At 67.4% G+C, this 13,158-nt stretch carries 11 protein-coding genes; 5 read left to right on the forward strand and 6 right to left on the reverse strand.

Annotated features, from left to right (window positions below; genetic code table 11):
• Nucleotides 1-55: 55 nt before the first annotated feature.
• Nucleotides 56-1,033: an arabinan endo-1,5-alpha-L-arabinosidase gene (locus tag M1D40_RS09130; protein ID WP_461168623.1), complete on the forward strand. Its 978-nt coding sequence runs from the start codon at nucleotides 56-58 to the stop codon at nucleotides 1,031-1,033.
• A 32-nt stretch (nucleotides 1,034-1,065) separates the two neighbouring features.
• Here M1D40_RS09130 and M1D40_RS09135 read toward each other — a convergent pair whose 3' ends face one another.
• Nucleotides 1,066-1,812 (reverse strand): ABC transporter ATP-binding protein, encoded by a 747-nt coding sequence (locus tag M1D40_RS09135; RefSeq protein WP_461168624.1) that lies wholly within the window; start codon nucleotides 1,810-1,812, stop codon nucleotides 1,066-1,068.
• Between the two features lie 89 nt (nucleotides 1,813-1,901).
• Nucleotides 1,902-2,990 (reverse strand): ABC transporter permease, encoded by a 1,089-nt coding sequence (locus M1D40_RS09140; protein WP_461168625.1) that lies wholly within the window; start codon nucleotides 2,988-2,990, stop codon nucleotides 1,902-1,904.
• A 177-nt stretch (nucleotides 2,991-3,167) separates the two neighbouring features.
• Between M1D40_RS09140 and M1D40_RS09145 the strand changes: the two genes are divergently transcribed.
• Together M1D40_RS09145 and M1D40_RS09150 are read left to right on the forward strand one after the other, a co-directional pair.
• The gene (locus tag M1D40_RS09145; RefSeq protein WP_461168626.1) at nucleotides 3,168-4,547 is read left to right on the forward strand and encodes a sensor histidine kinase; all 1,380 of its coding nucleotides are present in this window, start codon (nucleotides 3,168-3,170) and stop codon (nucleotides 4,545-4,547) included.
• Entirely contained in the window at nucleotides 4,544-5,185 is a 642-nt protein-coding gene (locus M1D40_RS09150; protein WP_341393078.1) for a response regulator transcription factor, read from the forward strand. Before M1D40_RS09145 ends, M1D40_RS09150 begins: the two co-directional genes overlap by 4 nt.
• Here the strand turns inward: M1D40_RS09150 and M1D40_RS09155 are convergent.
• Nucleotides 5,172-6,890, reverse strand: a complete 1,719-nt coding sequence (locus M1D40_RS09155) for an alpha-glucosidase (RefSeq protein WP_461168627.1) — start codon at nucleotides 6,888-6,890, stop codon at nucleotides 5,172-5,174. The genes M1D40_RS09150 and M1D40_RS09155 overlap by 14 nt on opposite strands.
• Before the next feature lie 306 nt (nucleotides 6,891-7,196).
• Here M1D40_RS09155 and M1D40_RS09160 point away from each other — a divergent pair, with 306 nt between their 5' ends.
• Complete coding sequence (locus M1D40_RS09160; RefSeq protein ID WP_461168628.1) at nucleotides 7,197-8,408, forward strand: MFS transporter; 1,212 nt, start codon at nucleotides 7,197-7,199, stop codon at nucleotides 8,406-8,408.
• 96 nt (nucleotides 8,409-8,504) lie between these two features.
• Nucleotides 8,505-9,527: a non-homologous end-joining DNA ligase gene (gene ligD / locus M1D40_RS09165; protein ID WP_341393081.1), complete on the forward strand. Its 1,023-nt coding sequence runs from the start codon at nucleotides 8,505-8,507 to the stop codon at nucleotides 9,525-9,527.
• Between the two features lie 22 nt (nucleotides 9,528-9,549).
• On the opposite strand, the gene aztD is transcribed toward ligD, so the two are convergent.
• From aztD to M1D40_RS09180, 3 genes are all read right to left on the reverse strand, one after another.
• A complete protein-coding gene (aztD, locus tag M1D40_RS09170) occupies nucleotides 9,550-10,824 on the reverse strand; it encodes a zinc metallochaperone AztD (protein WP_461168629.1) in 1,275 nt (424 codons plus the stop codon).
• Nucleotides 10,825-10,910: 86 nt separating this feature from the next.
• Complete coding sequence (gene aztC, locus M1D40_RS09175) at nucleotides 10,911-11,885, reverse strand: zinc ABC transporter substrate-binding protein AztC (protein WP_461168630.1); 975 nt, start codon at nucleotides 11,883-11,885, stop codon at nucleotides 10,911-10,913.
• Nucleotides 11,882-13,153 carry a hypothetical protein gene (locus M1D40_RS09180; protein ID WP_461168631.1) on the reverse strand — a complete coding sequence of 424 codons (1,272 nt, stop codon included), beginning with the start codon at nucleotides 13,151-13,153 and terminating at the stop codon, nucleotides 11,882-11,884. Before M1D40_RS09180 ends, aztC begins: the two co-directional genes overlap by 4 nt.
• Between the last annotated feature and the right edge of the window lie 5 nt (nucleotides 13,154-13,158).

Raw genomic sequence — 13,158 nt, forward strand, 5'->3', positions numbered from 1 at the left:
GATTTCCCCGCGGCGTCGCCCGGCGCGGCTGCACCGCAGGGGAGGCAGCAGGCTGATGCCGGCTGCCTTCCTCGCGGCGTGCCTTGCCCTTGCCCTGGGCCTGGCCAGCTGTGCGGGTCCGGCAGGCCTGCGGGAGTCCGGCGGCGACTTCTTCACCCATGACCCGGCCCTGGTTGCGGGAACGGACGGCGAACCTTGGTTCGTCTATTCCACGGGCAACGGGCAGGTGGCTGACGGCAACATTCAGATCCGCCGATCCGAGGACGGCGTGGAGTGGGAATATGCCGGCGAAGTGTGGCAGGAAAAACCGGAATGGATCACGGAGGCAGTGCCGAAGACGGACAACCTGTGGGCTCCGGAACTGTACGAGCACGAAGGCACGTGGTACCTCTACTACTCCGCGTCGTCGTTCGGCAGCAACCTCTCGGTAATCGGGCTGGCCACCAACACCACCCTGGACCCTGCGGATCCCGGCTACAAGTGGGTGGACCGCGGGCCCGTCATATCTTCGCTGGGCGAGGACTTCAACGCCATCGACCCGGGGATAGTGGAGGATGCCGAGGGAACCCCCTGGATGAGTTTCGGCTCCTTCTGGTCCGGTATCCGCATGGTCGAGCTGGACTGGGAGGACGGGAAACGCGCCGACGACGCCGAACCGCTCACCCTGGCCGGCCGCGGGTCCCCGCCCAACGCCATCGAGGCCCCGTACATCCTGCCCCGCGACGGGTTCTACTATCTGTTCGTGTCCCGTGATTTCTGCTGTCAGGGCACCGACAGCACGTACAACATCGCAGTGGGCCGCTCGGAAAGCGTAACCGGTCCGTATCTGGATGCTGAAGGGGTTCCCATGACCGAGGACGGCGGCACCCCGGTCCTCTCCCGCGACGGCCACGGTGCGGGGCCGGGCGGACAGTCGGTGTTTGGGGACTACCTGGCGTTCCACTATTACGACGCGGGCCTTGACGGGGCCTTCCGGCTGGGCATCACACAATTGCAGTGGAAGGATGGCTGGCCGGAAGCCTCGTGGTCCTGACGGCAGTCGACGGCTGTAAATCTTCCGGTTCGCTAGCGGGCAAAGTCCGCGAGCGAACCGGGGGCGAGGCGGCCGTCGCGCATGCCCGCGACGGCGTCGGTCAGCGGCACATACTCGGTGTCGTGCGTGACCAGAACCGTTCCGAAACCGAATTCGCGGGTCAGCTGCACGAGCAGCTTGACGATGCTCTCGGACCGTTCATGGTCCAGGGCCGCGGTGGGTTCATCCACCAGCATGAGCGCCGGGCTGCCCATCAGTGCCCGGGCAATGTTCACGCGCTGCCGCTGCCCGCCGGAGAGCTGGTGCGGCCGTTTGTCCGCGGCCGGCGCCAGACCCACCAGATCCAGCAGCTCGCGTGCCCTCGCATCGGAGGAGGAGGACCGGATGCCGCGCAGCCGGTCGGTAATGACCAGCTGCTCCACGGCGGTGAGCGAGGGCAGCAGGTTGGGCTGCTGGAAGATCAGGCCCACCTTGCCGCGCCGCAGGGTGGTGCGCCCGGCGTCGTCAAGCGCGGCGGTGTCCGTGCCGGCCACGGAGACACTTCCCGCTGTTGGCTGGATGAGGGTCGCCGCCACGGCCAGCAGCGAGGACTTGCCGGAACCGGAGGGGCCAACCAGGGCCAGGACTTCTCCGGCCGGCACCTGCAGGCTGACATCGTCCAGGGCCTTGAGGGTCCCTTCACCGTCCGGGTACTCGAGCGTGACGCCGGCGAGCGCCAGGGCGGGAACCGGACCTGCGGGGGTCTGGGTAATGTCGAGGGGCAGGGGGGAGGAATGCATGGGAGAGTCCTTTCGGGAAGACGTACGGGAACGCATGGCGGAACGGGAACGCATGGCGGAACGGGGAGGCAAGCCCACGGGTTGACCCCTCAGTTCCCGCCCAGCGCGGTGAGCGGATCCACCTTGGTGACACTGCGGACCGCGAGTGCGGCGCCGGCAAGTCCCAGCAGGACGATGCCGACGACGGGAAGCACCGTTGTGGTGAAGCTGAGCAGGAACGGAGCCACCCCGGCGGCCACCGCGCCAAGGCCCACTCCCGCCAGCCCGCCGGCAACAGCCCCGCCGGTCAGGACAATTGCGGCCTGGGCCAGGGCATCGCGGAGCAGGTAAGAAGTTGAGCCGCCCAGGGCCTTGAGCACCGCGATGTCACGGGTGCGCTGCACGGTCCAGACGGTCAGGAAGGCCACGATGACCAGTGCGGATATGCCGTAGAGGAAAACCTGCATCATCAGCAGTGAGCCGTTTTCGGAGGTGTAGGACCCCAGGGCGCTGAAGGAGCCCCTGACGTCGGTGGAGACGGTACCTGCCGCGGCATCAGCCTGCCCGGCGGCGTCTTTGGAGGCGTCCGCGACAATGACTGTGGCAATGGGTGCCTTCGGCAGGCCGGCGTCGTTGGTGTGTGCAACCTGCTGCCAGACATCCAGTGCTGCCCAGGCCACCGGCGTGTGGCTGTACCAGGAGTCCTCGGAAATCGACGTGACCGTCAGCTCCCGCCCGCCCAGCGCCACCGTGCCGCCGACGGTGACACCGAGGTCCTCCGCCGTGGAGGCACCCAGGATGACGCCGCCGTCGTCAACGGTTCCGGGAGCCAGGGAAGAACCCGGTTCGACGCCGAAGACGGCCACATTGGCGGTGGACCCGGCAACGGCACGGGTTTGAGTGATGCCCAGCGGCTGCGCGTTCGCCACCCCGTCGGTGTCCCGCCACTGCTGCAGCTGCTGGTCGGTCACCACGGACTCGGTGTAGGAGGCCTTGGCTTCCCCGTTACCCGGGGCGCCGAAAGCCACGGACGTGATTCCGTTGTCGGCAAGGGAGGCGACGGCGGCGGTGTTCTGGTTGCCAAGGCCCGCGGTGAGCCCGGAGAGCAGCACCAGCAGGAGGGAGATCAGCGCAACGACGCTGCCCATCAGGGCAAAGCGGCCCTTGGCGAAGCGAATGTCACGAAGTGCGAGATACACGGAAGGTCCTTTCATAACAGCCGGGGTTCCGGCCGGTGATGTCCACGCTTTCCAGCCTTCCGCGGATAGGGGAAGAAACCATCGGGAGCGCGGTTGATTGGCCGCGTCCATGGGGGTGAGGGCCGGGTCCACCGTTTGGTTGATGTGCCGCCGGCCCGGGCACCCTAGGCTGGAGGAATGAATGCCCGTGCCCTCCGCCGACCCTTGCCAGAGGTGGCGGAGCCTGACGGCGCGGAGATGTGGACTGACGGCAGGGGTGCAGCGGCCGCTTCAGGTCCGCCCGCAGGCGGATCATCGGGGGACGTGGTGCTGCGCGCACTGCGCACCGCCCTGCATGCGGCCTTTGCCGGTTTGCTGCTGCTGGCCGTGGTGCAAATGACCCTGGCGCCGCCCGCCCTGCCGGCACAGGTCTGCGCGTACGTCCTGAGTGTTGTGCTGGCAGGGGTCTACCTGGCCGGGACAGCCACAGAGAAACGGTTCGCCACCACGGGCAGGGGCCCGGACCCCACCCGCTACGGTCCCGTCTGGCTGGCTCTCGTGACTGCGCTGTGGCTGTGCCTGCTGATCATCAGTCCCGAGTTCTCCTGGGTGGCCTTCCCGCTGTTCTTTCTGGACCTGCACCTGCTGCGCACCGCTCCGGCGCTCGCTGCCGTTGCCCTGACTACGGCAGCCGTCATCGCCGCGCAGTTCTCACGTGCCGGCGAGCCGACGGCACCGGCCCTCCTGGGCCCGGCCATCGGTGCACTGTTTGCCGTGATCATGGGCAGTGCCTACTCTGCCCTGCACCGGGAGAGCGTCAACCAGCGCCGGGCGCTTGCCGAGCTGCAGCGCACCAGGGGTGAGCTTGCTGCGTCCCAGCACGACGCCGGCATGCTGGCCGAACGCGAACGGCTGGCCCGGGAAATTCACGACACCCTGGCCCAGGGGCTGTCCAGCATCGTGCTGCTGGCCCGTGCAGCCGGCAGCGCCCTGGACAACGGAGACCCGGCCCTGGCGCGCGAACGGATCACCCTGGTGCAGAGCACGGCAGCCGAGAACCTGGCCGAGGCCCGCAGGTTTGTCCGCGGCCTGGCCGCTGCGCCGCTGGAACGCGGTTCCCTCGATACCCGCCTTGCTGCGCTCTGCTCCGACACTTCCCGGCGTTCAGCGGCCGGAGGGAAGCGGCTCGAGTGCGTTTTCCGGGTGGACGGAACGCCGGTACCGCTCCACGCCGCCTACGAGGCAACACTGCTGCGCGCGGCACAGTCGCTGCTGGCCAACGTCCTCTCCCACGCTGATGCCTCCTCCGCCGTCGTCACGCTGGAATACTCGCGGGATTCGGTGGCGCTTGACGTGTTCGACGACGGCGCGGGCTTTGACCCTGCAGATCTTCCCGCGGGACCGCGGACCGACGGCTCCGGTTTCGGACTGCTGTCGCTGCGCGAACGGGTTGCCGACCTGCACGGCAGCCTCAACGTCGAGTCAGCCCCGGGCGAGGGGACAGCAGTGGCCCTGCGGCTGCCGTTAGGCAACGGGCTGACTGGACCAGAGAAGAACGCAACAGGGAAGAACGCATGAATCCCCTCCGGATCCTTTTGGTTGATGACCATCCCGTGGTGCGGGCCGGACTGCGCGCCATGCTGGGGGACTTCGAGGGGGTGGAAGTGGCCGCTGAAGCCGCGGACGGCGCTGCCGCCCTCACGGAACTCGATCGGCTGCAGGCACTGGGAACCCCGGCGGACGTAGTCCTGATGGATCTGCAGATGGGCCAGGGCATGGACGGAGTCACGGCCACCAGGAAGATCCGCGCCGCCCAGGGCCCGCCGGTGCTGATCCTGACAACCTACGACAGCGACGCCGATATCCTCGCGGCCATCGATGCGGGAGCGGCCGGCTACATGCTCAAGGACGCAGCACCCGAAGAGATCCGCAGCGCCGTTGCCGCTGCTTCCGAAGGACGGACAGCGCTGGCTCCGCAGGTCGCCGGGCGGCTGCTGGGCCAGCTGCGGAACCCTGAAACGACCCTGAGTCCGCGCGAGCTGGAACTGCTGGAGTTGCTTGCCGACGGCATGGCCAACCGCGCGATGGCCCGGGCTCTCTACATTTCCGAAGCCACCGTCAAAACCCATTTGGTGCACATTTACGAGAAACTCGGCGTGGACAACAGGACGGCGGCCGTCAACGAGGCACGCAAGCGCCGGATTATCCGCCGCTAGGGCTGCTGTTCCCGGACAACCGGTGGATCCGTGCTTCCCAGGGCCGGAGCATGTCAGGATCACCGGCCCTGGCGTAGTTGCCCAGCACCAGCCGGGCCGGGCGGGTATAGGCCGGCACGGCCAGCGGGTCATCGGACACGTTGCACATCACGCCCAGTTCCTCGTTCCCCAGCCGGCGGCGGAAAGCAAACAGCGCCGGGTCGCTGGGGTCCATCAGCTCGAAGTCGCCCAGCGCGACAACGGGGGAGGCATGGCGCAGGGCGATCAGCCGCTGGTAGTAACGGAACACCGACTGCGCCGCGCTCCGGTCCGCCTCGACATTGACGGTTTGATAATTGGGGTTGACGTCAATCCAGGGTGTGCCGGAGGTAAAACCGGCGTTGGGTCCGTCATTCCACTGCATGGGAGTGCGCGCGTTGTCCCGGCTCACCCGGTTCATGAGGGCAAGTACGTGCTCTGCGGCAATCCCGCGGCTGACGGCAAATTCATAGAAGGCCAGCGACTCAACATTCCGGTACTGGTCCAGCGAGGTAAAGTCGGCATTGGTCATGCCGATCTCCTCGCCCTGATAGATGAAGGGCGTGCCGCGCTGCAGGTGCAGGATCGTGGCCCACAGCGTGGCGGATTCGTAGCGGTACTCGGCGTCGTTTCCGAAACGCGAAACCAAACGCGGCTGGTCATGGTTGCCCAGGTAGAGGCTGTTCCAGCCGCGGTCCGACAGCGCACGCTGCCATCGGTTCGCGATGGTTTTGAAGTCCTGCAGCTTCAGAGGCAGATGGTTCCATTTGCCGCCTGGGCCCTGGTCCAGCCGCATGTGTTCGAAATGGAAGACCATGTCCAGTTCCCCGCGCAGCGGGTCGGTGAAGAGCACTGCCTCGTCGACCGTCACGCCGTCGGTTTCTCCCACCACCAGGTAATCGGTGTCCCGATAGCTGAAGACGGCCCGCATCATTTCCTGGAGGAACTCGTGGACCCGGGGGCCGGACACAAAGAAGGGGGAGCCGTCCGCATACATACCGCCCGTGGACACCGGGCTGTCCGGCAGGGAGGGCCGCTTGGAAATGAAGTTGATGGCGTCCATACGGAAACCGTCGATGCCGCGGTCCAGCCACCAGTTCATCATTTCGTAGACGCGGTGGCGGACCCGGGTGCTCTCCCAGTTCAGATCCGGCTGGTGCGGGCTGAAGAGGTGCAGGTAGTACTGCTCCGTTCCGGGGTGGTAGGTCCAGACGCTGCCGCCGAAAACCGAACCCCAGTTATTGGGTTCGGCTCCCGGTTCATCGGGAGAAAAGCCGCGCCTGGGGTCCCGCCAGAAGTAGGAGTCCCGCGACACGTTGCTGCGGGAGGACGATGACACGAGAAAAGCCGAGTGCTCATCCGAGGTGTGGTTCACCACGAGGTCCATGATGAGCTTCATGCCGCGCCCGTGAACCTCGGCCAGCAGCCGGTCGAATTCCTCCTCGGTGCCGAACAATGCGTCAATCCGCCAGTAGTTGCTGATGTCGTAGCCGTTGTCGTGCTGGGGGGACTGGTGGATGGGCGAGAGCCAGAGCACATCCACGCCGAGCTCACTGAGATAGTCCAGGTTGTTGATGATGCCGGTCAGATCGCCGACGCCGTCGCCCGAGCTGTCGGCAAAGCTGCGGGTGTAGATCTGGTAGACAACGGCGTTGGTCCACCAGGCCGGCTTGTAAGGATTCCTCATCGAACAGCGGTCCTTTCGCAGGCCCGGACGGACGGCGCGGCACGGCCGGGAGTGGGACCGGGCGGCTTCCAGCTTATGTTCGGGTGCGGGTCAGTGACAGGTCGGCAGCCGTGCAGGAGCCCCAGGGATCACAAATGGGAACCCGCCGCCCGCGCGCCGGGCGACCGGGGCATTTTGTTCAACAACTTGAGGAGGCGTAACGTAGTGGCGCCGGTCCCCGCGGCCAGCGGGGCCGGAAACACGCACTGCACAAGTCCCGGGCCTGCTCAAGGTTCGGCCTGTGCAATTTTATTTGAGGAGCAATCGGTGACGCGCGGCGGTCAGAAACTGTGGACCAAGGGGTTTGTCCTCGCAATTATCACCAACTTTTTCCTGTCCCTGGTGTTCTACCTGCTGATGACCACCATGGCGCTGTATGCCGTGGAGCAGTTCGCGGCATCGGACAGCGCGGCAGGGTTTGCGTCGGGTTCCTTCGTCATCGGGGCGCTTGTGGCCCGCGTCTTCAGCGGCAAGTTCCTGGACTTCGTCGGGCGGCGCAGACTGCTGCTCTGCGGTCTCGCTGTCTTTGCGGCTGCTGCGCTGCTGTACCCCCTGGCTGACAGCCTCGCTGTGCTGCTCGCCATCCGGCTGCTTCACGGAGCGGCGTTCGGTGCTGCCAGCACCTCAATCTCGGCATCGGTCATGGGTCTCATCCCGGTCCGCAGGCGCGGCGAGGGCACCGGCTACTTTGGCATCTCGACGACGCTGGCCACCGCCGTCGGGCCCTTCCTCGCCGTGCTGATCGTGGACAGCATGACCTACGATTTCCTCTTCCTGGCCAGCGCCGGCTGTGCGGGCCTTGCCCTGGTGACCGCACTGATGCTGAAGCTGCCCGAGCGCACGCCGACGGCGGCGGAACAGGCGCGCAAGTGGCGGCTGCGGTTCAGCGACATCCTGGATCCGGCCGCGCTGCCCATCGCTTCCATCATGTTTGTTGCGGGAGCCTCCTACGCCGGCATCCTCACCTTCATCAACTCCTACGCACAGTCGGAAAACCTCGTGACCGCCGCGAGCGCCTTCTTCCTCGTGTATGCCGCCGTCGTCCTGGTCTCGCGGCTCTTCATGGGACGGCTGCAGGACACCTACGGCGACAACGCGGTCATCTATCCGACACTGGTGTCCTTTGCCGCAGGCCTGGCCCTGCTGGCGTGGGCCCCCAACGGTTTGGTCCTGGCGGCAGCCGGCGTGTTTGTCGGCATCGGCTTCGGCGCGCTGGTCCCCACCGCACAGGCTGTGGCTGTCACCATGGCTCCGCCGCACCGGATCGGGCTGGCCACCTCCACCTACTTCATCATGATGGACGCCGGAGTTGGCCTGGGTCCGCTGGTTCTTGGCGCCCTGGTTCCCGTGACCGGTTTCCACGGCATGTACTGGCTGCTGGCCGGATGCATCCTGGCCACCACTGTGCTCTACCACTTTGTGCACGGACACAAGAAGTACCGCCGGGGCGCGGCGGGTGAACCGGCCGCCGCTGACTGACACCGGGCCTCCCGTCACCGCACCGGCGACACCCGGTCCGCCGGCACCGACACACCGCACCGTGACCCTCCGCGGAATCCGGAGTAGGTTATCGCCATGGCCGGCAAAGCAACCACCCTGACAGTCCCCGGTCCGCACGGCGAGCGCGAGATGCGGATTTCCAGCCCCGACCGGGTCCTCTGGCCCGAGCTGGGCCTGACCAAGCTTGACCTGGCCCGCTACGTGGCCGAGGTTGGCAGCGCCTTCATTGCTGCCAACGGTGACCGCCCTGTCTCGCTGCAGCGGTTCCCGGAGGGAATCGACGGTGAACAGTTCTTCTCGAAAAACCCGCCCAGGGGCGCCCCGGACTTCATCCGCGCCGTCACCGTCACGTACCCCAGCGCGCGCGCCCACCCGCAGCTGGTCCTCGATGAACCGGCTGCGGCGGTCTGGGCCGTCCAGATGAACACGGTGGTGTTTCATCCCTGGCCGTCCCGGACCGAAGACACGGACAACCCCGACCAGCTGCGCATCGACCTGGACCCCCAGCCCGGCACGGATTTTGACGACGCCGTACCGGCGGCGATCGAGCTGCGCGGGGTGCTGGCGGAGGCGGGGCTGGAGGCGTTCATCAAGACATCGGGCAACCGCGGGCTGCACGTGTACGCACCGATCATCCCGGACCACGAGTTCCTCGACGTCCGGCACGCCGTCATCGCCGCCGCACGCGAGTTGGAACGCCGGATGCCGGACCGCGTCACCACGGCGTGGTGGAAGGAGGAGCGCGGGCAGAACATTTTTGTGGACTTTAACCAGGCGAACCGGGACCGCACCATTGCCGGTGCGTACAGCCCGCGGGCGCTGCCGCACGCACCGGTGTCGGCCCCGCTGACCTGGGACGAACTCGAAGCAGCGGACCCGCGGGACTTCACCATCCTCACCGTGCCGGAGCGGCTGCGCACCGTGGGGGATCCGTGGGCGGACATGGGCACCAACCCCGGCAGCATCGACGTGCTGCTGCAGTGGTGGCAGCGGGACCTGGACAACGGGCTGGGCGAAATGCCGTTTCCGCCGGACTATCCCAAGATGCCCGGCGAGCCGATGCGGGTCCAGCCCAGCCGGGCCCGGAAAAAGGACTGACCGCACCGGACCCGGCCGCCTCCTAGCTGTGCGAGTGGAGCTGCCCGGCAGCCCCGGTCAGTTCATTGGGAGTCTGTTCCAGCTTGCCGCTTCCGGTGACGGTTCCGGACTCGATGTCCACGGCGATAACGGTGTTCGCGGACGGATCCGTGACGTAGGCCGTGTGGTCCACGACGGTGAGCGTGGGCCGCGGCTGCTGCCATTCCAGCGGCTCTTCCCAGGGCTCCACCACCGCCGTGCTGGAAACCAGTTCTCCGGTCTCGGGGTCGATGGTGTGCAGTGCACCGTCGGTCCCCAGGACCAGGGCTTCGCCGTGGGGTCCGCGGGCCAGCGAACGGAAGCTGTAGCTGGTTCCCAGATCCACGAGCTGCAGCTGCTTGGTTGCGGTGTTGATCAGGGAAATCCGTTCCGGCCGTTCCAGCTCCGCATCCGGATCCGACTTGTAGTCGCCCAGCGTCACCGGAGACTCTTCACTGCCGGCCTGGTTGCCGATCCGGCCGTAGGCGTCCGGGCTGTCAATCTTGGTGATCGCGCCGTCGTCGTACACCAGCACGCCGGTCTCGCAACCGATGACCACCGCTTCCCCCGCGGCCGTGGCTTCCCCGTGCACACCGGGGCAGTCCTCGTTGCGGACAATTTCCCCGCGGTTGGAATCCAGGACGGTAATGCCGGGGCGCTCCTCGTCATTACCCAGGGTCAGCACCAGCTCCCCGTTGGAGAGCTCAACCGCTACTCCGTGGTGGGCTTCGGCTGCGGTGTGGGTTTCAGTGTCGGGTTTCTCTCCGCGGGCCAGCCCGGCGAGGTCCGCTGTCTCGAACGATTCCACTGCTCCGGTGCCGTCGCTGAACAGGACGGTGCGTCCCGCGTGGTGCACCACGTGGCCGGGCTTGCTGGTGTCGAATTCAAGGCCGGTCAGCACCGGGTCGGAGGTGCGGTGCGTGCCGTCGTCGTCGGTCCAGGTGCCGGTGTCCAGAACCTTGAAAGCATCCGCCGTGGAAATGATGACGTGCCGGCCGTCGCCGGCGGGATTGATGCGGTTGAATCCGCTCATCTCGAAGTCGGCCAGGACCTGCAGGGTTTCACCGTCGAGCACCTGCACCCCGCCGTCGTAGGTGGTGACAAGGCGCGGCGAAGCTTCCGGCGATTCGTGCCCGGAAGCATCCGGCGAGCCGGCGGAGGCGGCCGCCGGGGACGGGTCCGGGGCAGCCGGCGTTTGACCGGTGCCGCAGCCGGCCAGCAGGAGCGCGGCGACGGAGAGCGCTGCGGCGCGGCGGAGGGATGGGGCTGACAGGGTCATGAGGGTCCTTCTTTCGGTGGGGATATAACAGGGATGCCAAAGCGGCGGAAGCCGCCGGCGGGTGGACAAACTTTTGCGCGGGGCGTTCAGCGGCTGAGGGCGGCGGCGATGCGTTCAGTGTTGGTGCGCATCATCTCCAGATAGCTCTCGGCGCCCGAACCGCCAGTTCCCAGGGACTCGGTGAACAGCCCGACGACGGCAACGTTCAGCCCGGCTTCCTCCGCGAGCACCCGGGCCAGGAGGTCCGGCTGGGAAGAGTCCGTAAAGATGGCCGGAACTGCCGCCGCCCGGATCTTTGCTGCCAGGTCATCGAGATCCGAAGAGCTGGGTGAGGCCAGCGTGGTGCCGCCGGGAATGACGGCTCCCGTCAGGGTGAATCCGAACCGGGACGCCAGGTAACCAAAAACGTGGTGGTTGGTGACCAGGCTGCGCCGGTCAGCGGGAATTGCCGCAAACTCGCTTTCCATCCAGGCCTCGAGTTCCTCGATTTGCGCACGGTAGGCAGCGGCCTGGCTGCGGACCGCTGCCGCATCCGCCGACGGCACGTTCTCGGTCACTGCCCCGGCAATAAGGTCGGCGGCGCCGGCCATCCGCTGCGGATCCGTCCAGAAGTGCGGGTCCGGAACGCCGTCGGCGGCGCCGTCGGCAGTGAACGGCAGCGGGTCCAGGGAATCGGCCACGGCCAGCACCGGTACGCCCTGGTCCGCGGCAGCATCAACATGGCGCAGCACTCCCTCCTCCAGTCCAAGCCCGTTGGCGATGATCAATTCCGCAGATTCCAGCTCCGCCGCCTGCCGGGCGGAGATGCCAAAGGAATGGGGGTCGCTTCCCGCTTCCATCAACACGACGACGTTGGCCTCATCCCGGACGATGTTCTCCACCACGTCGCCGAGGATGTTGGTGGTGACGACGATGGTGCCGCGGGATTCCGCGGACTCCGCCAGCGTGGTGCATCCGCTGAGCACCGTTCCGGCGGCCAGGGCAAGGGCGGCCGCTCGAACGCGTGCAGAAACCCGGGAGCGGCGGGAAGGTGGCAGCGATACGCCCTGCGCGGCCGTCATCTTCCGGTCTCCACCAGCAGCCGCGCGGACAGTCCGGTGTCGAGTTCCCGGGCCGTGCGCAGCCCGTCCGCATAGTCGATCTCGAGGACGGCGCCCGCTTCATTGAGGACATAGGCACGTTCCGGATCAATTTCCAGTGCCGGAGCGGAACCGGCGGCGGGCGGGCCGGCCAACGGTGCGCTGGCTTCAAGCGCACCGTCAGCAACTGTCAGGGACAGCAGCGATCCGCTGGCCCCAAGCGCCAGGACGCGTGCGCCGTCGCCGGCTGCCGCAGCGGCCGCCAACGGTTCCTCCGTGGCCAGCAGCCGCCAGGTCCCCGCGGCAGTGTCCAAATGCCAGGCCCCGGCGGTACCGGCCACGGCGGCCAGCTCATCGGATCCGGACCTGGAATCAAAGGCGCGCGCCCGGTCGGCGCCGGCAGGCAGTCCGGCTGCCGGGTAGGGAAGATGCGTGGCCGTGATCCTGCCGGCCTCGGCGGTCACGAGCAGTGCACCGTCAGCACACCCGAACACGACGCCCGTGCGGGTTACCGCGTGGCCTTCCAGCTCCGGGCACCCGGCCCCGGGCAGGGGCAGCTCCCTGCCGTCCGGCGAGTAAAGCCCCACGGCGGAGGCCAGCTCAGCGCCCGGTTCTGCCTGCGAGACCAGATAGCTGCCCTCAAACGGGACGGCTGCACCGCGGTGGGCGGTGACCTTGAAGCTCACCGGGTCCACCGTGCCCTCCGCCAGGTCATCGTGGTCCACGGCAGTCACCGTGCCGTCGCCAAAAAAGACGGCCGTCTGTCCGTTGTTGCCGGTAATGGCTCCCGGGCGGTCTCCGGTGAGGCTCCCGACGTCTCCGGGGTCTGCCGAGTAGTAGTGCTTGTGGTCTCCGTGCGGCACGGTCCAACCGCCGGAATCCACAATCCGGACCGTCCCCTCCTGCGGGTTGCTCAGGAAGACGAACCTGTCCGTACCGGTGGCAGCGGAAGTACCGGGAAAGGTGCCCACAGGGCTGACGGTTCCGCTGACCGGATCGGTGACCGTGATCTCGCCGCCGGGACCGACGGCAGTGAGCCGCGCCTGGGGTTCGGCAGCTTCTTCGGCGCCGGGGACGTAGCCGTGCGGCTCCGTCCCCTCCGCGCTGCCGGCAGCGGCAGTGCGGCTGGAATCAGGTGCAGGGCTGACATCGGCGGGATCGCTGGCGCAGCCGGCGAGCAGCAAAACAGCGGCCGAGACGGTGCAGGCCAGCCTGACCGTGGCGGTGAAGGGGGCGGTGGGAGGGGACATGCGTA

The sequence above is a fragment of the Arthrobacter sp. Z1-15 genome (genome assembly GCF_054792395.1).

What these genes read in the sequence shown, in the direction of transcription:
- M1D40_RS09150 (WP_341393078.1), top strand. Translation starts at nt 4,544, where the DNA reads ATGAATCCCCTCCGGATCCTTTTGGTTGATGACCATCCCGTGGTGCGG.
- aztD (WP_461168629.1), bottom strand. Translation starts at nt 10,824, where the DNA reads ATGACCCTGTCAGCCCCATCCCTCCGCCGCGCCGCAGCGCTCTCCGTC.
- M1D40_RS09130 (WP_461168623.1), top strand. Translation starts at nt 56, where the DNA reads ATGCCGGCTGCCTTCCTCGCGGCGTGCCTTGCCCTTGCCCTGGGCCTG.
- M1D40_RS09135 (WP_461168624.1), bottom strand. Translation starts at nt 1,812, where the DNA reads ATGCATTCCTCCCCCCTGCCCCTCGACATTACCCAGACCCCCGCAGGT.
- M1D40_RS09180 (WP_461168631.1), bottom strand. Translation starts at nt 13,153, where the DNA reads ATGTCCCCTCCCACCGCCCCCTTCACCGCCACGGTCAGGCTGGCCTGC.
- aztC (WP_461168630.1), bottom strand. Translation starts at nt 11,885, where the DNA reads ATGACGGCCGCGCAGGGCGTATCGCTGCCACCTTCCCGCCGCTCCCGG.
- M1D40_RS09145 (WP_461168626.1), top strand. Translation starts at nt 3,168, where the DNA reads ATGAATGCCCGTGCCCTCCGCCGACCCTTGCCAGAGGTGGCGGAGCCT.
- ligD (WP_341393081.1), top strand. Translation starts at nt 8,505, where the DNA reads ATGGCCGGCAAAGCAACCACCCTGACAGTCCCCGGTCCGCACGGCGAG.
- M1D40_RS09155 (WP_461168627.1), bottom strand. Translation starts at nt 6,890, where the DNA reads ATGAGGAATCCTTACAAGCCGGCCTGGTGGACCAACGCCGTTGTCTAC.